The following is a 21,624-nucleotide window of genomic DNA, read 5'->3' on the forward strand; positions in this document are numbered from 1 at the left end:
CCGGCGGCTGCCGGGAGCGTCAGCCTCCGGAACTCACCGCCGCCAGAACGCCCACCGCGAAGTCGATCTGACGGCCGGTGAGGTCGCCCCGCGCCGTGAGCCGCAGCCGGGAGATGCCGTCCGGAACGGACGGCGGCCGGAAGCAGCCGACCGCCAGGCCCGCGTCCCGGCAGGCCGCCGCCCAGGCCACCGCCGCCTCCGGGGAGGGCGCGCGGACGGAGACGACCGCGGCCTCGGGTTCGCTCACCGCCAGCCCGGCGGCGGCCAGCCGCTCCGAGAGCAGCCGGGCCACCTCGCGGGCCCGCTCGGCGCGCTCCGGCTCCTCGCGCAGCAGCCGGAGGGCTCCCAGGGCGGCGCCCACGGCGGCCGGGTTGAGTCCGGTGTCGAAGATGAAGGTGCGTGCCGCCTGGACCAGGTGGTCGATCACCCGGCGCGGACCGAGGACCGCACCGCCCTGCGCGGCAAGGGACTTGGACAGCGTGATGGTGGTCACCACGTCCGGGCCGCCGGCCAGGCCCGCGGCCGCGGTGCTGCCGCTGCCCCCGGGGCCGAGGACGCCCATGCCGTGGGCGTCGTCGATCAGCAGCGCGGCGCCGTGGGCGCGGCAGACCCGGGCCAGCTCCGCGAGCGGCGCGGCCTCGCCGTCCACGGAGAAGACGGCATCGGTCACCACGAGCGCCTCCGGCTCGGGGCGCGAGGCGAGGGCCGCGGCCACGGCCACCGGGTCGCGGTGCGGCGCCCGCTCGACGCGGGCCCGGGCCAGTCGGCAGCCGTCGATGAGCGAGGCGTGGTTCTGCGCGTCGGAGACGATCAGGTGGGCGGGCCCGGTGAGCGCGGTGAGCGCGGCCAGGTTGGCGGTGTATCCGGAGGAGAACACCAGGGCGGCCTCCGCGCCGGTGAACTCGGCCAGCTCCCGCTCGAGTTCGGCATGCAGTTCGGTGGAACCGGTGACCAGCCGGGAGCCGGTGCTGCCGCCGCCCCAGCGGCGGGCGGCGTCGGCGGCGGCCTCGGTCACCCGGGGGTGGCGGACCAGGCCGAGGTAGTCGTTGCTCGCCAGGTCGAGCAGGCCGGACTCGGCGGGGCGGGGCCTGACGGCGCGCACCAGGCCGGCCTCACGCCGGTCCCGGTCGGCCTGGGCCAGCCAGGCGAAGGGGTCGCGGACCCGGACCGGCGCGGTCATCCGGAACACGCTCCGCGCTGCGCCTGCTGCCACTCGCACCGGGGGCACTGCGGCGCGCCGGGCGCGTCCGCGGGGTACTCGGTGGGCTCGCCGCACAGGACGCAGTCGGCCATCGGCTCACCGGGCCGGGCGGGTGCGGGGGCGTCCGCGGGTCGCGGGGTCGCGCAGTATGGGTCGTCAGGCATGAGGCCACGGTATGCCTAGGACCAGAGCAGTGCGTCCCCTGCCGTGTATGAGAGAAACCACGTCGGTGTGGTCAGCAGCGGGTCGTGCGCGGCGGTGCTGCCGTCCGCGCGGGCGGTCTGAACGACCGTCACGAAGCGGCCCACGGCCGCCGCGTGGAACTCCGGGACGGGACCGGCGGGCGCCACCACCGCGGGCAGCGCCGCTCCGGGGAGTTGGAAGACGACGTCGGTCGCGGCCACGGCGGCGGCGGCCTTCCGTGCGGTGGCCGCGTCCGGGTACATCAGCACCGTCACCGAGGACACGACGGCGTGGTCGTCGCTGACGTAGGAGGCGGTCAACGAGCCGAGACACGGCGTGCGCACCCCGGCCGTGGCGGTCGCGGCGAGGCCGGCGGCGCACTGGCCCGCGGTGGCGGCGTAGCGGGTGGCGCGGTAGCCGTCGGGGCTGGTGGCCGTGGCGGGAGTGCTCAACCGGCCGGGCAGGACCTGGTCGACGTCCGGCAGGGCGGTCGCGGCGGCGGGCGCGGACAGCGAGCCGGAGGCGGCGAAGGCGTCCTGGGAGACGCTGCCCTGCCCACCGGCGGCGACGCTGCTGTGCGTCGGGGCGGCGTAGTGGACCTCGGCCCAGGTGGCGACGCCGGCGGCGGCCACGAGCAGGGTCAGCATCGCCGCGGTCCGGGGGCGCCGCACGCCCGTTCGCTCGTTGGGTTCGGGTTCCCCCCTGCTCGTCATGGCAGCAGAGTCTAAGACGCGATCTTGAGAGGTCAACACTCGGGTGTGCCATGGAACACACGGCGATCTGCGGCTTCTGTCACAACCCGGCAGGTTTCGCTCCGTCAGTTCTGGTGACTTCCGACATGGCGCGACAGGGGCGCGGGAGGGAAGCATCTGCACCATGGATCTTCTCGACTCCCTGGTCGCCAAGGGCCTCGCCGGCGAACAGCCCACCCGCGACGAAGCCTTGGCCGTCCTCGCCTCCGGCGACGACGAACTGCTCGACGTCGTCGCGGCGGCCGGCCGGCTGCCCCGCCACTACTTCGGACGCCGGGTCAAGCTCAACTACCTGGTCAACCTGAAGAGCGGGCTCTGCCCGGAGGACTGCTCCTACTGCTCCCAGCGGCTGGGCTCCAAGGCCGAGATCCTCAAGTACACCTGGCTGAAGCCGGAGCAGGCCGCCGAGGCCGCCCGGGCCGGAGTCGCGGGCGGCGCCAAGCGCGTCTGCCTCGTGGCCAGCGGCCGCGGCCCGACCGACCGGGACGTGGAGCGGGTGGCCGACACCATCGCCGCCATCAAGGAGGCGGACGAGCGGGTGGAGATCTGCGCGTGTCTCGGCCTGCTCTCCGACGGCCAGGCCGACCGGCTCCGCGAAGCCGGGGTGCACGCGTACAACCACAACCTGAACACCTCCGAGAACACCTACGGCGACATCTGCTCCACCCACGACTTCGCCGACCGGGTCGACACGGTCCAGCAGGCCCAGTCCGCGGGCCTGTCCGCATGCTCGGGCCTGATCGCGGGCATGGGCGAGAGCGACGCCGACCTGGTGGACGTGGTCTTCGCGCTGCGCGAGCTCAACCCGGACTCGGTTCCGGTCAACTTCCTGATCCCCTTCGAGGGGACCCCGCTGGCCAAGGAGTGGAACCTCACCCCGCAGCGCTGCCTGCGCATCCTGGCGATGGTCCGCTTCGTCTTCCCGGACGTCGAGGTGCGCATCGCCGGCGGCCGCGAGGTGCACCTGCGCACGCTGCAGCCGCTCGCCCTGCACCTGGCCAACTCGATCTTCCTGGGCGACTACCTGACCAGCGAGGGCCAGGCGGGCCAGGCCGACCTCGACATGATCGCCGACGCGGGCTTCACGGTCGAGGGCGCGGACGAGGCGACGCTGCCCCGCGACCGCGCCGAGGCCGCCGTGGTGCGCCGCCGTGGCGCCGGGACCGACCTGCCGCCCAACGCGTGACCCCGCAGATGACGCCCGATCAGCTCCTGGCCCTCGACCGGGCCCACGTCTGGCACCCGTACGGGCCGATGCCCGGCCGGTCCGATCCCTTCGTCGTCGAGGCGGCGGAGGGCGTCCGGCTGCGCCTGGGCCGGCCGGTCGAGGGCCGGGACGAGCTGATCGACGGCATGTCCTCCTGGTGGGCCGCCATCCACGGCTACCGCCACCCGGTGCTGGACGCCGCCGTCACCGACCAGCTCGGCCGGATGGCGCACGTGATGTTCGGCGGGCTCACCCACGAGCCCGCCGTACGGCTCGCGACCCGGCTGGTGGAGCTGACCCCGGAGCCGCTGCAGCACGTCTTCCTCGCGGACTCGGGCTCGGTCTCCGTCGAGGTCGCCGCCAAGATGTGCCTGCAGTACTGGAGTTCACGCGGACGCCCGGAGAAGCACAAGCTGCTGACCTGGCGCGGCGGCTACCACGGCGACACCTTCCACCCGATGTCGGTCTGCGACCCCGAGGGCGGCATGCACCACCTCTGGCGTGGCGTGCTGCCCCGCCAGGTCTTCGCGGACGCCCCGCCGGACGGCTTCGACCGGCCGCTGGACCCGGCGTACGTGGCCCACCTGGATGCCCTGCTGGCCCGCCACGCGGCGGAGTCGGCGGCGGTGATCGTGGAGCCGGTGGTCCAGGGCGCGGGCGGGATGCGCTTCCACTCACCCGAACTGCTGCGGGTCCTCCGGGAGTTGTGCGATGCCCACGAGCTGCTGCTGGTCTTCGACGAGATCGCCACGGGCTTCGGCCGCACGGGCGCGCTGTTCGCGGCGGACCACGCCGGGGTCTCCCCGGACGTGATGTGCCTGGGCAAGGCGCTGACCGGCGGCTACCTGACGCTCGCCGCGGCGCTGTGCACGACGGAGATCGCCGAGGGAATCAGCGGCGGCGCGGTACCGGTGCTGGCGCACGGGCCGACGTTCATGGGCAACCCGCTGGCGTGCGCGGTGGCGAACGCCTCGCTGGACGTGCTGCTCGGGCAGGACTGGCGCACGGAGGTCAAGCGGATCGAGGCCGGCCTGGCGGAAGGGCTCGCGCCGGCACGGGAGTTGCCCGGCGTCAAGGACGTGCGGGTGCTGGGCGCGATCGGCGTCGTCCAGTTGGACGCCGAGGTCGACGTCCCCGCCGCGGCGAGGGCGGCGGCACGCGAGGGTGTGTGGCTGCGCCCCTTCCGCGACCTCGTCTACACGATGCCCCCGTACCTCACCTCGGACGAGGACCTGGCCACGATCTGCCGAGGAGTTCTCGCCGCCACGGCAACCATCGTCCTTTAGGGGCGCGGGGAACTGCGCGACCAGCCCACCACCCGGGGAGGTCCGGCCCCCATGTGCGGGACGGACCTCCGTGAGTGGTGGGTTGCTCGCGCAGTTCCCCGCGCCCCTGAGGTGGTGCGACTGAAGGAGACTGCACAACATGGGCCACACCCCCGACATGGATCCCACCGTCGTCCTCGTGACCGGTACGGGGACCGAGATCGGCAAGACCGTCGTCACCGCGGCGGTCGCCGCGCTCGCCCTCGCGGCCGGGCGGAAGGTGGCCGTGCTCAAGCCCGGGCAGACCGGCATGGCTCCCGGGGAACCGGGCGACCTCGCCGAAGTCCTCCGGTTGGCGGGTCCCGTGACGACCAGTGAGCTGGCGCGCTACCCCGACCCCCTCGCTCCCGCCACCGCCGCCGCACGCAGCGGCCTGCCGACGATCGGGCCCGAGGAGATCGCCGCCGAGGCGGCCCGGCTCGCCGCCTCCCACGACCTGGTCCTCGTCGAGGGCGCCGGCGGCCTCCTCGTTCACTACGACGAGCACGGGCACAGCCTCGCCGACGTGCCCAAGGCCCTGACCTCGCACGGGCTTTCCGCCTCCGCCCTGGTCGTCGTCACGGCCGGTCTGGGCACCCTCAACGTCACCCAGCTCACCGCCGAGGCCCTGCAGGCGCGCGGCATCCCGCTGCGCGGCCTGGTCATCGGCTCCATGCCCGCCGAGCCCGACCTCGCGACCCGCTGCAATCTGACCGACCTCCCCCGCGTTGCCGGAGCACCCCTGCTCGGGGCGGTACCCCACGGACTTCCGGACGCACCGGACTTCCTCGCAGGGGCCCGGGCCGCCCTCGCGCCCGCCCTTGGCGGGACGTGGCAGCTCGTGTAGACAGTCTCCGTGTCCGAACTGACCGTCAGCTCACCGCCCTCGGCGGCGCCTTCGCTCTGGCGTCACCGCTCGTTCCTGCTGTTGTGGGGCGGTCAGTCCGTCAGCGAGCTGGGCTCCGAGGTGACCGCCCTGGTCCTGCCGCTGCTGGCGGTCACCGTGCTGCACGCGTCCACCTTCGCGGTGGCGATGCTGGGCCTGGCCGGGCGGCTGCCGTTCCTGCTGCTGTCGCTGCCGGCCGGGGTCGTCGTCGACCGGCTCCGCCGACGCACCCTGATGATCTGCTGCGACGTGGGCCGGATGGTCCTGCTGGCCTCGGTCCCGCTGACCGCCGTCCTGCGGGGTGCGGTGCCGCTCTGGCAGCTCTACGTCGTGGCGGTCGGCGTGGGCGTCCTGTCGGTCTTCTTCGACGTCGCCTACCAGAGCTACCTGCCGTCGCTCATCCCCCACGAGCAACTCATGGACGGCAACGGCAAGCTGGGCGTCACCGCGGCCTTCGCGGGCCTGGTCGGCCCGTCGCTCGGCGGCGCGCTCAGCGGACTGGTCGGCGCCGCCCGGGCGGTGGCCGCCGACGCGGCCTCCTACGCCGTCAGCGTGCTCGCGCTGGGGCTGATCCGCAGCCCGGAGCCGCGCCCGGAACCCGGCGCCGCCCGGGTCGGCTTCCGCGCGGCGATGGGCGAGGGGCTGTCCTTCGTCGTCCGGCACCCGGTGCTGCGCCGCATCGTGGCCTGCACCGCCACGGCGAACCTCTTCCTCGCCGGTCTGACCGCGGTCGAAGTCGTCTATCTGATCCGGCAGTTGCACGCGAGCACGGCCGAGACCGGCGCGGTGCTGAGCGCCGGGGCGATCGGCGCGATCGTCGGCGGGGCCCTGTCCGGCCGCCTCTCGCGCCGGATCGGCTCGGCCCGCATCATCTGGATGGCGATGCTGCTGCCCGCCCCGCTCAACCTGCTGCTCCCGCTCGCCGGGCCGGGCTGGGGACTGCTGCTCTTCGCGCTCGGGCTGGCGCAGCTCAACGCCTCGGGCATCCTCTACAACACGGCCCAGGTCTCCTACCGGCAGGCCATCTGCCCGCCGGGCCTGGCGGGCCGGATGAACGCCTCGATCCGCTGGCTGGTCTGGGGCACGCTCCCGCTCGGCGCGCTGTTCGGCGGCGCGCTCGGCAGTTGGGCCGGGCTGCACGCCACCGTGTGGATCTGCTCCGCGGGCGCGGGCCTGGCCGGATTCTGGGTCCTGTTCTCCCCCTTGGGGCGGATGCGTGACGTGCCCCGCCCGGAGGCGGACTCAGGGGCGCTCTCGCCCGCCTGACGGATGTGGGGCGCGGCGCGGGCGTGGAGACTGGGCACATGGTGGACGCAGCGGACGGCCGTGCGGCGGCACGCGCCCTCGGACTGACCAAGGCCTACGGCCAGGGGGACACGCGGGTGGTCGCGCTGGACGCGGTGGATGTCGTGATCGAGCGCGGGCGCTTCACCGCGATCATGGGGCCCTCGGGCTCCGGCAAGTCCACGCTGATGCACTGTCTGGCGGGCCTCGACACGGCGACCTCCGGGCAGATCTGGATCGGCGACACCGAGCTGACCGGGCTCGGGGACCGGCAGTTGACCCGGCTCCGCCGCGACCGGGTCGGCTTCGTCTTCCAGGCTTTCAACCTGCTGCCGACGCTCACCGCCGAGGAGAACATCACCCTGCCGGCCGACATCGCGGGCCGCCGCACCGACCCGGCCTGGCTGCGCCAGGTCGTGGAGACGCTCGGCCTCGGGGACCGGCTGCGGCACCGGCCGCACGAGCTGTCCGGGGGCCAGCAGCAGCGGGTCGCGGTCGCCCGGGCGCTGGCCGCCCGGCCCGAGCTGATCTTCGCCGACGAGCCGACCGGCAACCTGGACTCCCGGGCCGGGGCCGAGGTGCTCGGCTTCCTGCGCCGCAGCGTCGACGAACTCGCCCAGACGGTGGTGATGGTGACCCACGACCCGGCCGCCGCCTCCTACGCCGACCTGGTGCTCTTCCTCGCGGACGGCCGCCTGGTCGACCGCCTCGACCAGCCGACCGCCGATGCCGTGCTCGCCCGGATGAGCGGCTTCGACGGCCCCCGGACCAGCTGACCCGGAGTCAGGACACCATGCTCAAGGCGACCCTGCGCAGCTTCCTCGCCCACAAGGGGCGGCTGTTCCTGTCCCTGCTGGCCGTGGTCCTCTCGGTGGCCTTCGTCGCGGGGACGCTGCTGTTCACCGACACCATCGGCACCACCTTCGACCGGCTGTTCCGGTCCACCTCGGCGGACGTCACGGTGACCCCGCACGACGACCTGGAGAGCAGCCAGGGCCAGAACTTCTCCGGCGTCGTCCCGACCGTGCCCGCCGCGCTGGTCGGGCGGGTGGCGGCGGTGCCGGGGGTCCGGCAGTCGCTGGGACGGGTCTCCGTCCCGGGCGTCACTCTCACCGACGCCGCGAACCACGACATCGGCGCGGTCGGCGGCGCCCCGACGATCGGCCTGAACTGGCAGCTCCGCCCCAACTCCCCGGTGGACCTCAGCTCCGGGACCGCCCCGCACGGCACGGACGAGGCGGTCGTCGACGCGGACACCGTCCACAAGCACCACCTGACGCTCGGTCAGCAGCTCGCGGTCATCACGGCCACGGGCCGCTTCCCGGTCCGGCTGGTCGGCATCGCGACCTTCAACACCACCAACCCCGGCGCGACCCTGGTCTTCCTGGACACGGCGACGGCCCAGACCCGACTGCTCGGCCGGCCCGGCGTGTTCACCTCGGTGGACGCCACGGCCGCTGCGGGCGTCTCCCACGACGTGCTGCGCGGCCGCATCGCCGCGGCCGTGGGCAGCGGATACGACGTCAAGACCGCCGCGCAGACGGCCAAGGACTCCGCGCAGCGGCTGGGCAGCTTCCTCTCCGTCCTCAAGGACGCGCTGCTGGGCTTCGCCGGGATCGCGGTCCTGGTCGGGATCACGCTCATCCTCAACACCTTCTCCATGCTGGTGGCGCAGCGCACCCGGGAGCTGGGGCTGCTGCGGGCCCTGGGCGCGAGCCGGGAGCAGGTGAACCGCTCGGTGCTGGTGGAGGCGGTGCTGCTCGGGCTGCTCGGCTCCACGTTGGGGCTGCTGCTCGGGCTGGCGCTGGCGCTCGGGCTGATCCGGCTGATCGCCGGGGCCGGGATGGAGCTCAAGGGCAGCGAACTCGCGTTCCGCTGGCCTACGTTCGTCGCCTCCTACGCGGTCGGGGTGATCGTCACCGCGGTATCGGCCTACCTGCCGGCCCGGCGCGCGGCGCAGATCTCGCCGATGGCCGCGCTGCGGGAGGCCGACCTGCCCGGCCGCGGCGCACCGCTGCGGCGCCGGGCGCTGCTCGGCGGCGCGGTGCTGCTGCTCGGAGCGGCGGGGCTGGCCCTGGCGGCGGCCTCCTCCTCGGCGGGGCAGGCGGCGATCTGGCTCGGCGCCGGTGTGCTGCTGTCGCTGCTGGGGCTGATCGCGGTCGGGCCGCTGCTGGCGGCACCGGTGATCCGGGTGGTGGGCGGCTGGTTCCCCCGCGTCTTCGGCAGCGTCGGCGTGATGAGCCAGCGCAACGCGCTGCGCAACCCCCGGCGGACGAGCGCGACGGCCTCGGCCCTGATGATCGGTCTGGCCCTGGTGGCCGCGCTGTCGGTGGTGGGCGCCTCCATGGCGGCCTCCTTCGACGCGCAGGTGGACAAGACGATCGGCGCGGACTTCATCGTCCAGAACGGTGTCGGCCGCCCCTTCCCGCCGCAGGTGGGCGACGCGGTGGCGGCGGTGCCCGGAGTGGGGGCCGCCGTCCGCGGCCAGGCCACCCGGGCGGCGCTGCTGCCCGGCGGCAGGAACACGACCGTCGTCGGGACGGGACCGGGCCTGGAGAAGATGGTGCGCATCGAGCTCCGGCAGGGCTCGGTGGCCGCCGGCACCGCCCCGGGCGCGGTGATGATCGGCTCCCACTACGCGGACCAGCACGGGCTGACCCTGGGCAGCCGGGTCCAACTGCGTTTCGGCGACGGGACCCTGGCCACGCTGAGGGTCGGCGCGGTGGACGTCACCGACACCACCCCGGGCGGCCTGGGCGACGAACCGGTCCTCGGCACGGCGACGCTGCACCGGTACCAGCCCGGGGTGCTCGACGACGTGGTCTTCGTCAACGCGGCGCACGGGCAGGACAAGGCCCGGGTCAAGGCAGCCCTCAAGGCGGCGGTGGCGCAGTACCCGCAGGTGCAGGTACGCGACCAGGCCGACTTCAAGAAGCTGATCCGCGGTCAGATCGACGTGCTGCTCAACCTGGTCTACGGGCTGTTGGGACTGGCCATCGTCATCGCCATCCTGGGCGTGGTGAACACGCTCGCGCTCTCGGTGGTGGAACGGACGCGCGAGATCGGCCTGCTCCGCGCCCTCGGCCTCGCCCGCCGCCAACTGCGGCGGATGGTACGGCTGGAGGCCGTGGTGATCTCGTTGTTCGGCGCGGTGCTGGGCCTGGGCCTCGGGCTGGTCTGGGGACTGACGGCGCAGCGGCTGCTCGCGCTCAAGGGGATGCAGACCCTGTCGGTGCCCTGGTCCACCGTCCTGGCCGTCGTGGTAGGCGCGGCGGCGGTGGGCCTGGTGGCCGCCCTGGGCCCGGCGCTAAGGGCTTCCCGCCTCAACGTACTGGACGCCATCGCGCACGAGTAACGCCAACTCCTCGGCTCCGCCGAGGAGCTCGGGCTCGACGCCGTCGAGNGCAGGCGCTCCGCGGACGCCCAGAGCCCCGGTGGCGCGTCGCGATGGCCCCGCAGATGGTCCAGCAGGAAGGCCACCCAGGCCCTCAGTTCACTTGTCTGGTACGCCAGTTCACCGTCCATCCTTCGACGCTACGCCTCCCCACTGACAGCGCCCCCCCGCAGGGGCGCGAGGAACTGCGCGAGCAACACACCACCCAGGGAGGTTCGTCCCGCACACGAGGCCGGACCTCCCTGGGTGGTGTGTTGCTCGCGCCGGGGGCATCTCCCGCCCGAAGGGTGGGGGATCCTCGCGCCCCTGACGGGGCGTCTAGCATGGGCTGCGTGAGGAATCGGGGCCCCGGGTTGCGAGCGCTGCTGCCATGGCAGGTCCAGGGGATTCGTACCGGTCGGGAGTGGGTGCGGGGCGTCGCGCCGCAGGTGGTGCGGGCCAGATGGCAGCGGCTCGCCGAGGCCGAAGAGCCGGACCGGGCCCGTCTGTTCCGGGTCAGCCGCAGCCGCAGGCTGACCAGTGGGGTGGCACAGCTCCCCGGTCAGGCGACCCCCACCCACCGGCTCTCGCTCGGCCTGGGCGACTGCCCGGCCCCGGTCCGCGTCCGCGTGGGCGCCTTCGACCGGCAGTGGCTGCTGCCGGACGCCCGCCTGCTCGACCAGCCGCGGCCGGAGCTGTGGCGGGTCGCCGACCGCCACCAGGTCTTCGTCCAGCTGCTCCCCGGACCGGAGGTCGCCTTCTCGGCCGAGCCCCCGCTCGGAACGGTCACCCTCCCGTTCTTCCGCCGCCCCGGGGGCCAGGAGCCCAACCTCGCGCCCGGCCTGACGGACTGTCTGACCGCGCGGCTGGACTCTCCCGTCTCCGCTTCCGACGTCCTCGCCTGGATCGCCGCCGTCACCGCCCACCCCGCCGCAGCCGCCCTCGGCGCGGACGACGTCGAGGTCCCCCTGCCCCGGGACTCCGCACTCTGGGCGCGGGGGCTGGATCTGGGGCGCCAGGTCCTGGCCGCGCACCGCTTCGCCGCCGACCGCCCCCGGCTCCCCGGCGGGCGCCGGCCTTACGTCCGACAGCCCGTCAACTCCCGCTGGACGCCGAGCGAGCCGGACTACGAGGTGGAGACCGGGACCCTGCTGCTCGGGAACGAGGGCCGGATCTCCCCCGTGCCCGCCACCGTCGCCGCCCACCCCTCAGTCGCCGCGTGGTTCGCCGAGCGCACCGCCCACCACGCCGCCGAGCCGGGCACCCTCGAGGCGCTGGGACTGGTCGGCTGGCCGCAGCAGTCGACGGCCGATCTCGTCGAACTGCTCACCGTGCTCGCCGCCGTCACCGCCCTCCACCCGGCCCAGGCCGAGCTGACCGCGGCCGCGGGCGAGGCGGACGGCATCACCGCGGAGGAACTGCGCAGCGCGGGCATTCTGCCGGCTCCCGCTGCCGCCGCCCGTCCCGCCTCCGTCCTGGACCACCAGGAGGAAGGCCCGGAGGGCCAGTTCGTCCTGCTCTGAGCCCCTGCGCGACGGCTGCGTCACTCGATCCAGCGGGCGGCCGCCTCGTAGGTGGTGGCCGGGGTGCTGTTGAAGGCGATGGCCGCGCCGGGTGCGTGGCGCCGGATCAGGTTGACCACCAGCTCCAGGAGTTCGACCTGATCGTCCGAGTGCCGCAGCCCGCCGCCCACCGTGACGCACTCCCACGGACGGCTCCGTAGCGCCTCGCCGACGACCGCCTCCACGTCGTCGCTTCCGTCGAGCCCGAACAGGCAGGTCTCCACCCCCACACCGTGCTCGGCGAACTTGGCCAGTCCCTCCTCGATCCCCCGGGCGACCGGCTCGGGATCCCACGGCCCGGGCACCCGATACGGATCGAGCCCGACGACCAGGACGCGAGGTGCACCGATGTTGTCCATGCCCGGACGATACGCGGGTATTGCCTTTTGATACCGAAGCAATCGCTGAGCTGCACAAACGCTCGCGGCCGGGGGCTCGCCCGGATAGCATCCGCCATACCTCCCCGGCAGCGTCGCCCGGGAGGTCCTTGTACCGGTCCGGAACGGAAGGGTGCGGCGTTGTCACAGCTCACCGGCGGAGACTCCTCGCTGCTGCGGCGGATCAACTCGGCCGTGACGCTGCGGGCCCTCCGGGACGGCGCCGTGCTGACGCTCACCCAACTGGTCGGTGAGACGGGGCTGTCCCGGCCCACCGTCGAGGGCGTGATCGAGGGCCTGAGCGAGAGCGGCCTCGTCGTCGAGGTGGACCCGGCCGCGGAGGCCGGTCGCACCGACAGCACCCGGCAGCGCGGGCGGCCCGCCCGCCACTACCGCTTCCGCGCCGAGGCCGGCCACCTGCTCGGCGTCGAGATCGGCACCCACGGCATCCGCGCCGTCGTCTCCGACCTGACCGGGCAGACGCTCGGCGCCTACGCCCGCGCCATCGACGAGTCGACCGAGGCCGAGGAGCGGCTCTCCCTGGTCCGCGCGACCGTGGCCGAACTGCTGCGCCGCTGCTGCGTCTCCCGCGACACGCTCTGGGCGGTCGGCGTGGGCACCCCCGGCGTGGTCGACGCCGAGGGCGTGGTCCGGCTCGGCACGGCCCTGCACGGCTGGACCGGGCTCGACCTCGGGGCGCGACTGCGCCGCAGCTTCCGCTGCCCGGTGATGGTGGAGAACGACGCCAACCTCGCCGCCATCGGGGAGCACTGGCAGGGCGCCGCCGTCGGCATGGACGATGTCGTGTACGTGCTGGCCGGGCTGAGCCCGGGCGCCGGTTCGATCATCAACGGGCGGCTGCACCGCGGCTTCGGCGGCGCGGCGGGTGAGATCGGCTCACTGCACCTGCTCGGCCGCGAGGACGCGCCCGCCCAACTGCTGTCCTCCCCCGCCAGTCGGCTGCGCGACCCGCTGGACGAGGCGGCGGTGGAGCGGGTGCTGCGGCTGGCCGAGCAGGGCGACAAGGCGGCGTTGGACGTGCGGCAGCGCTTCGTGGAGCGGCTGGTGCGGGACGTCGCCGCGCTGGTGCTCGCGATCGACCCGCAGCTGGTCGTGATCGGCGGCTGGGCGGCGGGACTTGACGGGGTGTTGGAGCCGCTGCGGCAGCAGCTGACCCGGCTCTGCCTGCGGCCGCCGGACGTGCGGCTGTCCGCCCTCGGCGACGAGGCGATCGCCACCGGCGCGCTCCGGCTCGCGCTGGACCACGCCGAGCAGCAGCTCTTCTCGGTGGATCAGGAGGCCTCGCGGACCTCGACGCCGGAGTCCCCGAAGGTGAGCCGGCAGGTGTCGGCCCGGTAGGTGGACACCGCTACCGCGACCGTCACGCCCTCGGCCTGGTAACGGGTCGTCAGCACCAGCACCGGGATGCCCGGCGGGCGCTCCAGCAGGCGGGCCTGCTCCTCCTCGGCGACCCCGAGCTCGACCGAGCGCTGCTCGCCGTCGATCTCCAGGGCCTGGAACTGCTTGAGCACGGCGCGGGCCCGGCTGGTCTCCTTGAGGAAGCCCGGGATGTGCGGCACGAGCGCCGGAGGCACGAACAGGGTCTCCGTCCCCACGATGTGACCGGCCGTCATGCGCACCCGCTGCACCGTGTGCACAGGAGCACCGGCCTCCAGGCCGAGGGCGTCGGCCACGGCCGTCGTCGCCTTGACGGTGCCGCCGTCGACGATGCGCCAGCTCTCACCGGGCTCGGCCACCGGGACGCCGATGCGCGGGGCGGCGATCAGCGTGCCGATGCCCCGGCGGCGGACCAGACGGCCCTCCAGCTCCAGCTGGTCGAGGGCCTGCCGCAGCGTGGCCCGCGCCACGCCGAAGCGGGCGGACAGCTCGCGCTCGTTGGGCAGGATCTCCCCGGGGTGGAACTCGTCCTCGATCGTCCGGACCAGCACCGTGCGCAGCTGCCAGTACTTCGGCTCCGCCGGCGCGTCGATCGTCGTGGTCCCCACCCGTGCCTCCGCTGTGTGCAGCCGGTCCGACCCTGTTCAGCGGGCCGCTTTTATTCGCCCTTATTTATTAAAGGACGTTGCAGTAACCCGAAGATAGGGGCAGGGCGATCCATTGGTCAAGACCAATGGACGGCGCGGAGATAAGAGATGAGCCCGGCTCTGCCGTGGCGCATCATCACGGCGTGATTCGCCCGGAATGCCGGTCTTCCGGGCAGCGCCAGCACGCGCATCGACCGCTTGCGGACCACCACGTCCTCGTCGAAGACGGCGACGCTGCCGCCGTCCCCGCGGGTGGTCACCGTCCAGCGGGTCCCGCCGTCGAGATCCCCGTCCAGGCGGGCGGCCAGAACCCGCCCGGCGGGGTCCTGGCGGGTGGCCCGCACGCGCACCCGCAGCTCGTAGGGCAGGAACGAACGGAACGTCATCTCCCCGCTGTCCTCGGACAGTTGCCGTACCCGGCGGATCTCGGGCCACCAGGCGGGATAGCCGAGCGGCTCCGCCAGCACCCGGTAGACCAGGTCCGGCGGAGCGGCGGGCAGCTCCCAGCAGCTGCGGAAGCGGTAGCGGTGCGGTTCGAAGTTCAGGCCCATGCCCGGCAGTGTGGGTCAGTGGGCGGGCTGTCGGCCCTTCAGCACGCCGAGCAGGCCCAGCAGGGAGACCACCGCCCAGGTCCCCTCCAGCAGCAGGAAGCCCCACTGCACGGTCAGCGCGGCGTCGGCGGCGAGCGCGCCGGAGCCGATCAGGTTGAACAGCAGGTAGCTGCGGGACCGGGCGCTGACCCGGCCGGCCTGGGCCAGGGCGAAGGGGATGAGCACCAGGACGGATCCGGCGATCTGCACGAACTGCTCGTTCACGGCGACTGCTCCTCGACTCTTTCGACAGGTTCTCGAAGGCGTCGTCTTGTCGTGACCGGGTACGGCGCGTCTCGTCCGGGTCCTCCCATGGTCGCACACGGAGTCCGGAGCGGCGGAGGGCGCACATACCGCCCGGTATGCTGTTCGGGCTATGAACGAGATCCGGAGCATGGTCGCCGTGGGCGACTCCTTCACCGAGGGCCTGGGCGACGAGGTCCTGCCGGACGGCCACTTCCGCGGCTGGGCGGACCGGCTGGCCGAACGGCTCGCCGAGGCGGCCGCGCCGGAGCCGTTCCGGTACGCGAACCTGGGCGTGCGCGGGAAGCTGATCGGCCAGATCCTGGCCGACCAGGTGGACACGGCGGCGGCGATGGGCACGGATCTGGTCACGCTCAACGGCGGGCTGAACGACATGATGCGCCCCGGCTGCGACCTGGCCCGGGTGCGGGCGCAGGTGCTCGCGGCGGCCGACCGGCTCTGCGCCTCGGGCGCCACGCTGCTCACCTTCTACGCCATCGACCCCTCGCGCCGGATGCGCGGCGGCGCGCGGATGCTGCCCGCGCTGGCCCAACTGCACGAGACCGTGGCCGAGTTGGAGCGGCGCCCGAACACGGTGGTGGTGGACCTGTTCACGGCGCGCTGCTTCGACGATCCCCGCCTGTGGGACGAGGACCGGCTGCACATGTCCGCGGAGGGCCACCGCCGCGTGGCCGAGGCCTGTGCCCAGGCACTGGGGCTGCCCGCCCGATTCGACTGGCGCGAGCCCCTGCCGGCGGCTGCCGCCGCACCCCTGGCCGTCCGCCTCCGCCGCGATCTGCGCTGGCTCCGCGTCCATGTCCTCCCCTGGGCCCTCCGCCGCCTCACCGGCAAGTCCTCCGGCGACAACCGCCCCCCGAAGCGCCCCGAACTCCTGGCAGTCGAGTAGCCCTCTGACCCGCCGGGCCCGGCCCCGCGGGGAAACGCTCCGCGCCACCGCGGTTGCCCCACCCACGACGGGGGGCCGTGAAGCGGCCCGCCGGGCTGGGGCACAGCAACCCCCGGCGCAGGCCCCCATCCGGGGCACCGCTACGCCGGCCGGACCGCCACGACCGGGCAGGCGCCGAAGGCCTCCGTCCCCTGACGGGAACGCCGCGAATCGGCCCGCCGGGGGCGGGGCACGGCCGGATGGGGGCGCGCAGTAATAGGACTTTTGGGGAGAAAGGGAAGCTTTACGAACGGGTCATGATCCGTTCGTAGGCAGGAAACACCGGATCGGCACGATGTCTCCATGAAGACTTCGGGATCCTCAACCTCCAAGCACCGTTGGCGCCGTGACACGGTCGAGCTCGCCGCGGTGTTCGCGGCCGTCGCCGTCGCGGATCTGGTCGCGAACGTGGTCGTGCACGGGCACGACGGCCCGGTCCTGCTCGTGGCGTCCGCCGCCGCCCTCGCCGCGACCGCGCTGTGGCACAGCTGGTGGAGTCATCGCCACGGCGGCTCCCCGCCGCGCCCCGGGCCGGGCTCGCGGCCCGGAGAGATCGTGCACGCCTCCGGTCACGACGGGCAGGACGCCGAGGAGGAGCCGGTGCTCTGGCGGATCCGGGCCACCGTCGCGGACACCCCGGGCAGCCTCGCCACCGTCTGCCGCGCGCTGGCGGACCTCCCCGTCAACATCCAGAGCATGCAGGCCCACCCCCTCGCCGACGAGACCGTCGACGAGTTCGTCGTCCGCGCCCGCCCCGCCCTGGAGGCGGGCGAGATCGCCCGCGCCGTCGTCGCGGCCGGGGGCAGCGAGGTGTGGCTGGAGCGCGCGGACGCCCACGACCTGGTGGACGTGCCGACCCGGATCCTCACCATGGCCACCCGCACCGCCCTCGACGCCGCCGAACTCCCCCTCGCGCTGCGTCAGTTGTTCGGCCGCTGCCGGATCCGCTCGGTGCCCGGCGCGGAGCTCGCCGAGGACGAGCTGGACGGCACCACCATGCGGCTGCGCGACCCCTCCGGCGGCCATCTGGAGCTGACGCGTCCTCAGCCGCCGTTCACCCCCACCGAGTTCGCCCGCGCCCGGGCGCTGATCGCGCTGGACGCGCAGCTCGGCGTCCGCGTCCCGGAGCACCGCGAGGTGCTCAGCCTCCCGGCGGGGCCCGAGGTCGCCATCCGCCGGGCCGAGCCCGGGGACCGGGCCGCCGCCCTGGCGATGCACGAGCGCTGCTCCACCGCGACGCTGCGCAAGCGCTACCACGGGCCGGTCGCCGACGCGGACCGGTACCTGGGCCACCTGCTCGAGCCCCGCTACGGCCAGACCCTCGCCGTCGAGGCGGCCGACGGCCGTCTCGTCGCCCTCGGCCACCTGATGTGGGACGACGGGAGCGCCGAGCTGGCCGTCCTGGTCGAGGACGCCTGGCAGCGCCGGGGCATCGGCGCCGAGCTGGTCCGCCGGCTGACCGAGCAGGCGCGGGAGGCCGGCATCGAGGAGGTCTACGCGGTGACGACCTCCTCGAACAGCGGCATGATCGCCACCCTGCGCACCCTGGGCGTCCCGCTGGACTACCAGGTGGACGAGGGCGTGCTGGTGATCACCGCCCACCTGGTGCCCGCCGTGGAGGAGGCCGTCACTCGACGGTGACGCTCTTGGCCAGGTTCCGGGGCTTGTCGACGTCCCGCTCCAGCGCGACCGCCGCGTGGTAGGCGAGCAGCTGGAGCGGGACGGTCAGCAGGATCGGGTCCAGCTCCGGCTCGTTCCGCGGCACCAGGATGACGTCCTCGGTGAACTTGGCCTCGGGGCGGGTGTGACCCACCATCAGGACCTGGCCCCGGCGGGCGCGGATCTCGCCCATGGTGGTCAGGTTCTTCTCCAGCAGCTCGTCGTCCGGGACGATCGCGACCGTCGGCAGCTCCGGGCTGATCAGCGCGAGCGGGCCGTGCTTCAACTCGCTCGCGGGATACGCCTCGGCGTGGACGTAGGAGATCTCCTTGAGCTTCTGCGCGCCCTCGCGGGCGACGGGCCAGCCGCGCACCCGGCCGACGAACATCATGCCCTCGTGCCGGGCGTACTTGGCGGCCAGCGCGGCGATCTCCTTCTCCTGCTCCAGGACCTCCCGGATCTGTCCGGGCAGCGCCTTCAGTCCCGCAGCGATCCGCGCGCCGTCGGCCGGGGAGAGGTCGTGGACCCGACCGAGGTGCAGCGCGATCAGCGCGAAGGCCACCACGGTGGAGACGAACGCCTTCGTGGAGGCCACCGAGATCTCCGGGCCCGCGTGCAGGTAGACGCCGCCGTCGCACTCGCGGGCGATGGCGCTGCCCACGGTGTTGACGACGCCGAGCACCCGGCCGCCCTTGCGCTTGACCTCCTGGACCGCGGCCAGGGTGTCGTAGGTCTCGCCGGACTGGCTGACCGCGATGTAGAGCGTGTCCGCCTCGATCACCGGGTTGCGGTAGCGGAACTCGGAGGCGGGCTCGGCGTGGGCGGGGATGCGGGCGAGCTCCTCGACCAGCTGGGCTCCCATCTCGCCGGCGTAGTAGGCGGAGCCGCAGCCGAGGATCTTCACGCGGCGGAAGGCGCGGGCCTCGCGGGCGTCCATGTTGAGGCCGCCCAGGTGCGCGGTGGCGAAGCGTTCGTCGATGCGCCCGGAGAGGGTCCGCTCCACGGCGGCGGGCTGCTCGGTGATCTCCTTGATCAGGAAGTGCGCGTGCCCGGCGGTGTCGTACTCGGCCTCCTCCCAGTCCACGGTGGACGGCTCCTTGGCGGTGATCCGGGCGTCCTGGGTGAAGGTGCTGAATCCGTCCGCGCGGACGGTGGCCAGCTCGCCGTCGTCGAGGTGGACGACCTGGCGGGTGTACCGGACCAGGGCGGCGACGTCGGAGGCGGCGAACATCTCCTTCTCGCCGATGCCCAGGACGATCGGGCTGCCGTTGCGGGCCACCACGATCCGGTCCGGGCGCTCCGCGTCGAGCACCGCGATGCCGTAGGTGCCGACGACGCGCTTGAGCGCGGCGCGCACGGCGTCCTCGAGCTCGGCGCCGTCGACGGCGTGGGCGGCCACCAGGTGGGCGAGCACCTCGGTGTCGGTCTCGGAGCGGAAGACCACCCCTTCGGACTGCAGCTTGGCGCGCAGCTCGTCGGCGTTCTCGATGATCCCGTTGTGCACCACCGCGAAGCGCTCGGCGCCGTCGAGGTGCGGGTGGGAGTTGGCGTCGCTGGGCTCGCCGTGGGTGGCCCAGCGGGTGTGGCCGATGCCGGTGCCGCCCTTGAACCGGGCCGGGACCGAGGCGGCCAGGTCGGCGACCCGGCCCTTCTGCTTGCGGACCTTCAGGCCGGCGCTGCCCTTGGCGGCGACGGCGATGCCGGCCGAGTCGTAGCCGCGGTACTCCAGCCGGGCGAGACCCTCCAGCAGGATCGGTGCCGCGTCCCGGGGACCGATGTAGGCGACGATTCCGCACATACGTTCTTCTCCTGCCCTGTTGCTCCGGTCAGCCGTGGATCACGCGCGGGTGATCCGTGGATCATCCGTAGATCATCCGGCGGAGCTGACGCTCCGACAGTTCCGGTGCGCTGACGCGGCGCTGGGCCAGCTCGGAACCGATACGGCTGAAGATCTGCGCGTTGGTCAGCCCGCGCGCCTGCAGCTCCGTGTGCCGCCGCCGGACGAAGGCCTCGGTCGACTCGCCGAAGTAGGCGAGCACGTCCGCGACCACGCGGGCGGCCTCCCCGGGACCGAGGGTGGTGGTCCGGGTCAGGTGCAGCAGCAGGTCTTCGTGGGGGTTCGCGGGCTGGGACACGAGGGGAGACACTACGCAGACCTCCGGCACTCATCCAAGATTCCTGCCCGAAATCGGGCAGGATCTCAGCCGTTCGCCTCTCAGTCTGCGCTCAGTGCCGCCGGTTCCGCAGGTTGACGCCCGCCCAGCCGAGTCCCCACAGCAGCACCAGCGCGACACTGGCAGCGGGCAGCCAGTTCCCCCAGCGGTCGTAGAGGGTCCGCCCGGACGCCAGCGGAACGGTGTAGACGGCGGTGTCGGACCGGTCCGTGCCGAGCGGCGCCCCGATCCGACGGCCCGTCGCGTCGTAGGCGGTGCTGACCCCGGTGAGCGTGGCCTGGACGACGGGACGTCCGGTCTCGGCCGCGCGCAGGGCGGCCAGCGAGGCGTGCTGGGCCGGAGCCCACGTGTCCTGGTAGCTGGAGGTCGCGGACTGGACCAGCAGCAGCTGCGCGCCGCGTTCGGCCAGCGCGCGGCTCATGTCGGGGAAGGCGGACTCGAAGCAGATGAGCGGGCCGACGCGGAGGGGGCCCGCGTCGCGGGTGGGCAGGGTCATCACGACCTGTGCGGTGCCTCGACGCCGGTCCACGCCGGCGGCCTTGGACAGGTCCGCGATCCAGCCGAGCGCGGGGCGCAGCGGGATGTACTCGCCGAAGGGGACGAGCCGGATCTTGTCGTAGACCTGGCCGGTTGGGCCGTCCGGGCCGACGACCACCGAGCTCTTGTAGATGCCGCCGCTCGAGCCAGGCCGCTCGGCGTCCACGCCGACCATCAGGTCCGCGCCGGCCTGCCGGGAGAGCGCGGCCAGCTGCCCGGCCAGCCGCCGACGGGCCGTCAGGTCGTAGCTCAGGCTGCTCTCGCCCCACAGCACGATGTCCGGGTGTGCGGCCAGGAGTTGACGGGTCAGCAGTTCCTCGCGCGCCGCCCGCGCCTCCGGCGTGGCGATGACGCCCGGCTGCACCACGCCGACGCTGACGCCGCGTCCGGTCGCCCGGGGGCCGGGCGCCCACAGCAGCACGGACCCGACGCAGGCCGCCATGGCGAGGAGCGCCCCCCAGGCCACGGCGCACCGCCCCCAGGCGGCGACCAGCACGACGAGGGCGGTGTTGACGGCGACGAGGAGCAGGCTGTCGGCCCAGACCCCGCCGACGGAGGCCAGGCGCAGCGCGAAGTGCTGCGCGTACTGGCTCGCCCCGAGCAGCCCCCAGGGGCCGCCGAGGTACTGCCAGGAGCGGACGGTCTCGATGAGCAGCCAGCCGCTGGGCACCAGCACCAGTGCGGCGGCGGCCCGGCCGCCGTCCGGTGTGCCGTGCAGCAGCCGCCAGACCAGCCAGCCCCACGGCGCCCAGAGCAGCCCGAGCAGCGCGGCGAGCACCAGGATGGCGACGGAGAGGGTGGGGATCAGCCAGCTCATCACCCCCACCAGGAAGCCGATCCCGCCGAGCCAGCCGAGCAGCAGCGCGCGCCGGGCGGAGGAGGCGGTCCGCAGCACGAGCATCAGCGGCACGAGGCAGACGTAGCCGAACCACCACCAGCCCGGCGCCGGGAAGACCAGCAGCGGCAGCGCGCCGCTGACGGCGGCGAGGACCGGAGCCGCCCACCCCCTGGCCCGGGTCGCGCCGGCCTCGGCGACGGCCTCCAGAACGCTCACGCTTCTCCTCTTGTCGACCCGGCCTCCGGCACAGGCCCCAGTCTGTTCGATTCGGCTCCGCCGAGCACGCTGTTTGCGCCGGGCCGGGGACGGGCGCAGTCTGGACGGCGGAGGTGCTGACATGGCATCAGGGACGGGACAGGACAAGGGCTTCGACGCGTCCTCCGGGGGTAGCCGCCGTGTCAGGCGCATGCTCCGTGTGCGGAGCGGTTCAGGTCGGCCGGCGCGCTCGACGCCGCCGGCGCCG

General features: G+C 73.8%; 20 protein-coding genes and 1 riboswitch. Of the genes, 10 read left to right on the plus strand and 10 right to left on the minus strand.

Annotated elements, in window-relative coordinates:
* Positions 1-19: 19 nt before the first annotated feature.
* The 3 genes from ACFP3V_RS01865 to ACFP3V_RS01875 are packed head-to-tail and all read right to left on the minus strand — an operon-like array spanning position 20 to position 2,097.
* Complete coding sequence (locus ACFP3V_RS01865; protein ID WP_380578915.1) at positions 20-1,180, minus strand: 8-amino-7-oxononanoate synthase; 1,161 nt, start codon at positions 1,178-1,180, stop codon at positions 20-22.
* Positions 1,177-1,365 (minus strand): hypothetical protein, encoded by a 189-nt coding sequence (locus tag ACFP3V_RS01870; RefSeq protein ID WP_380578917.1) that lies wholly within the window; start codon positions 1,363-1,365, stop codon positions 1,177-1,179. The genes ACFP3V_RS01865 and ACFP3V_RS01870 overlap by 4 nt, the downstream gene beginning before the upstream one ends.
* Positions 1,366-1,380: 15 nt before the next feature.
* Positions 1,381-2,097 carry a hypothetical protein gene (locus tag ACFP3V_RS01875; RefSeq protein WP_380578919.1) on the minus strand — a complete coding sequence of 239 codons (717 nt, stop codon included), beginning with the start codon at positions 2,095-2,097 and terminating at the stop codon, positions 1,381-1,383.
* Between the two features lie 163 nt (positions 2,098-2,260).
* Here ACFP3V_RS01875 and bioB point away from each other — a divergent pair, with 163 nt between their 5' ends.
* The 7 genes from bioB to ACFP3V_RS01910 all read left to right on the plus strand — a co-directional run bounded on the left by bioB (position 2,261) and on the right by ACFP3V_RS01910 (position 11,713).
* Positions 2,261-3,322 carry a biotin synthase BioB gene (bioB, locus tag ACFP3V_RS01880; RefSeq protein WP_380578921.1) on the plus strand — a complete coding sequence of 354 codons (1,062 nt, stop codon included), beginning with the start codon at positions 2,261-2,263 and terminating at the stop codon, positions 3,320-3,322.
* A gap of 8 nt (positions 3,323-3,330) precedes the next feature.
* Positions 3,331-4,629, plus strand: coding sequence for an adenosylmethionine--8-amino-7-oxononanoate transaminase (locus tag ACFP3V_RS01885; protein WP_380578923.1), 1,299 nt, complete (start codon positions 3,331-3,333; stop codon positions 4,627-4,629).
* Between the two features lie 139 nt (positions 4,630-4,768).
* The gene (bioD, locus tag ACFP3V_RS01890) at positions 4,769-5,494 is read left to right on the plus strand and encodes a dethiobiotin synthase (protein ID WP_380578924.1); all 726 of its coding nucleotides are present in this window, start codon (positions 4,769-4,771) and stop codon (positions 5,492-5,494) included.
* 9 nt (positions 5,495-5,503) lie between these two features.
* The gene (locus ACFP3V_RS01895) at positions 5,504-6,799 is read left to right on the plus strand and encodes an MFS transporter (RefSeq protein ID WP_380578926.1); all 1,296 of its coding nucleotides are present in this window, start codon (positions 5,504-5,506) and stop codon (positions 6,797-6,799) included.
* Positions 6,800-6,837: 38 nt separating this feature from the next.
* Positions 6,838-7,593: an ABC transporter ATP-binding protein gene (locus tag ACFP3V_RS01900; RefSeq protein ID WP_380578928.1), complete on the plus strand. Its 756-nt coding sequence runs from the start codon at positions 6,838-6,840 to the stop codon at positions 7,591-7,593.
* A 17-nt stretch (positions 7,594-7,610) separates the two neighbouring features.
* Positions 7,611-10,172 carry an ABC transporter permease gene (locus tag ACFP3V_RS01905; protein ID WP_380578930.1) on the plus strand — a complete coding sequence of 854 codons (2,562 nt, stop codon included), beginning with the start codon at positions 7,611-7,613 and terminating at the stop codon, positions 10,170-10,172.
* Between the two features lie 362 nt (positions 10,173-10,534).
* Positions 10,535-11,713, plus strand: coding sequence for a type ISP restriction/modification enzyme (locus tag ACFP3V_RS01910; RefSeq protein WP_380578932.1), 1,179 nt, complete (start codon positions 10,535-10,537; stop codon positions 11,711-11,713).
* A 20-nt stretch (positions 11,714-11,733) separates the two neighbouring features.
* Here the strand turns inward: ACFP3V_RS01910 and ACFP3V_RS01915 are convergent, their stop codons facing one another.
* Entirely contained in the window at positions 11,734-12,111 is a 378-nt protein-coding gene (locus tag ACFP3V_RS01915; RefSeq protein ID WP_380578934.1) for a hypothetical protein, read from the minus strand.
* Between the two features lie 159 nt (positions 12,112-12,270).
* On the opposite strand from ACFP3V_RS01915, the gene ACFP3V_RS01920 reads away from it, so the two are divergent.
* The gene (locus ACFP3V_RS01920; RefSeq protein ID WP_380578937.1) at positions 12,271-13,488 is read left to right on the plus strand and encodes an ROK family protein; all 1,218 of its coding nucleotides are present in this window, start codon (positions 12,271-12,273) and stop codon (positions 13,486-13,488) included.
* On the opposite strand, the gene ACFP3V_RS01925 is transcribed toward ACFP3V_RS01920, so the two are convergent.
* From ACFP3V_RS01925 to ACFP3V_RS01935, 3 genes are all read right to left on the minus strand, one after another.
* The gene (locus ACFP3V_RS01925; protein WP_380578939.1) at positions 13,422-14,135 is read right to left on the minus strand and encodes a GntR family transcriptional regulator; all 714 of its coding nucleotides are present in this window, start codon (positions 14,133-14,135) and stop codon (positions 13,422-13,424) included. The two genes, ACFP3V_RS01920 and ACFP3V_RS01925, sit on opposite strands and share 67 nt — an antisense overlap.
* A gap of 116 nt (positions 14,136-14,251) precedes the next feature.
* Complete coding sequence (locus tag ACFP3V_RS01930) at positions 14,252-14,725, minus strand: SRPBCC family protein (RefSeq protein WP_380578941.1); 474 nt, start codon at positions 14,723-14,725, stop codon at positions 14,252-14,254.
* A gap of 15 nt (positions 14,726-14,740) precedes the next feature.
* Complete coding sequence (locus ACFP3V_RS01935; protein WP_380578943.1) at positions 14,741-14,989, minus strand: CBU_0592 family membrane protein; 249 nt, start codon at positions 14,987-14,989, stop codon at positions 14,741-14,743.
* Positions 14,990-15,024: 35 nt separating this feature from the next.
* Positions 15,025-15,085: riboswitch (guanidine-III (ykkC-III) riboswitch) on the minus strand.
* Positions 15,086-15,140: 55 nt separating this feature from the next.
* On the opposite strand from ACFP3V_RS01935, the gene ACFP3V_RS01940 reads away from it, so the two are divergent.
* Together ACFP3V_RS01940 and ACFP3V_RS01945 are read left to right on the plus strand one after the other, a co-directional pair.
* Positions 15,141-15,914, plus strand: a complete 774-nt coding sequence (locus ACFP3V_RS01940; RefSeq protein ID WP_380578945.1) for an SGNH/GDSL hydrolase family protein — start codon at positions 15,141-15,143, stop codon at positions 15,912-15,914.
* A 342-nt stretch (positions 15,915-16,256) separates the two neighbouring features.
* Entirely contained in the window at positions 16,257-17,594 is a 1,338-nt protein-coding gene (locus tag ACFP3V_RS01945) for a GNAT family N-acetyltransferase (protein ID WP_380578947.1), read from the plus strand.
* Here ACFP3V_RS01945 and glmS read toward each other — a convergent pair.
* The 3 genes from glmS to lnt all read right to left on the minus strand — a co-directional run bounded on the left by glmS (position 17,581) and on the right by lnt (position 21,377).
* Complete coding sequence (gene glmS / locus ACFP3V_RS01950; RefSeq protein WP_380578949.1) at positions 17,581-19,410, minus strand: glutamine--fructose-6-phosphate transaminase (isomerizing); 1,830 nt, start codon at positions 19,408-19,410, stop codon at positions 17,581-17,583. The two genes, ACFP3V_RS01945 and glmS, sit on opposite strands and share 14 nt — an antisense overlap.
* Positions 19,411-19,471: 61 nt before the next feature.
* Positions 19,472-19,747: a hypothetical protein gene (locus ACFP3V_RS01955; protein WP_380578952.1), complete on the minus strand. Its 276-nt coding sequence runs from the start codon at positions 19,745-19,747 to the stop codon at positions 19,472-19,474.
* A gap of 91 nt (positions 19,748-19,838) precedes the next feature.
* Positions 19,839-21,377, minus strand: a complete 1,539-nt coding sequence (lnt, locus tag ACFP3V_RS01960) for an apolipoprotein N-acyltransferase (protein WP_380578954.1) — start codon at positions 21,375-21,377, stop codon at positions 19,839-19,841.
* Positions 21,378-21,624: the final 247 nt, after the last annotated feature.

The sequence above is a fragment of the Streptacidiphilus monticola genome, from assembly GCF_042658505.1.
GTDB lineage: Bacteria > Actinomycetota > Actinomycetes > Streptomycetales > Streptomycetaceae > Streptacidiphilus > Streptacidiphilus monticola.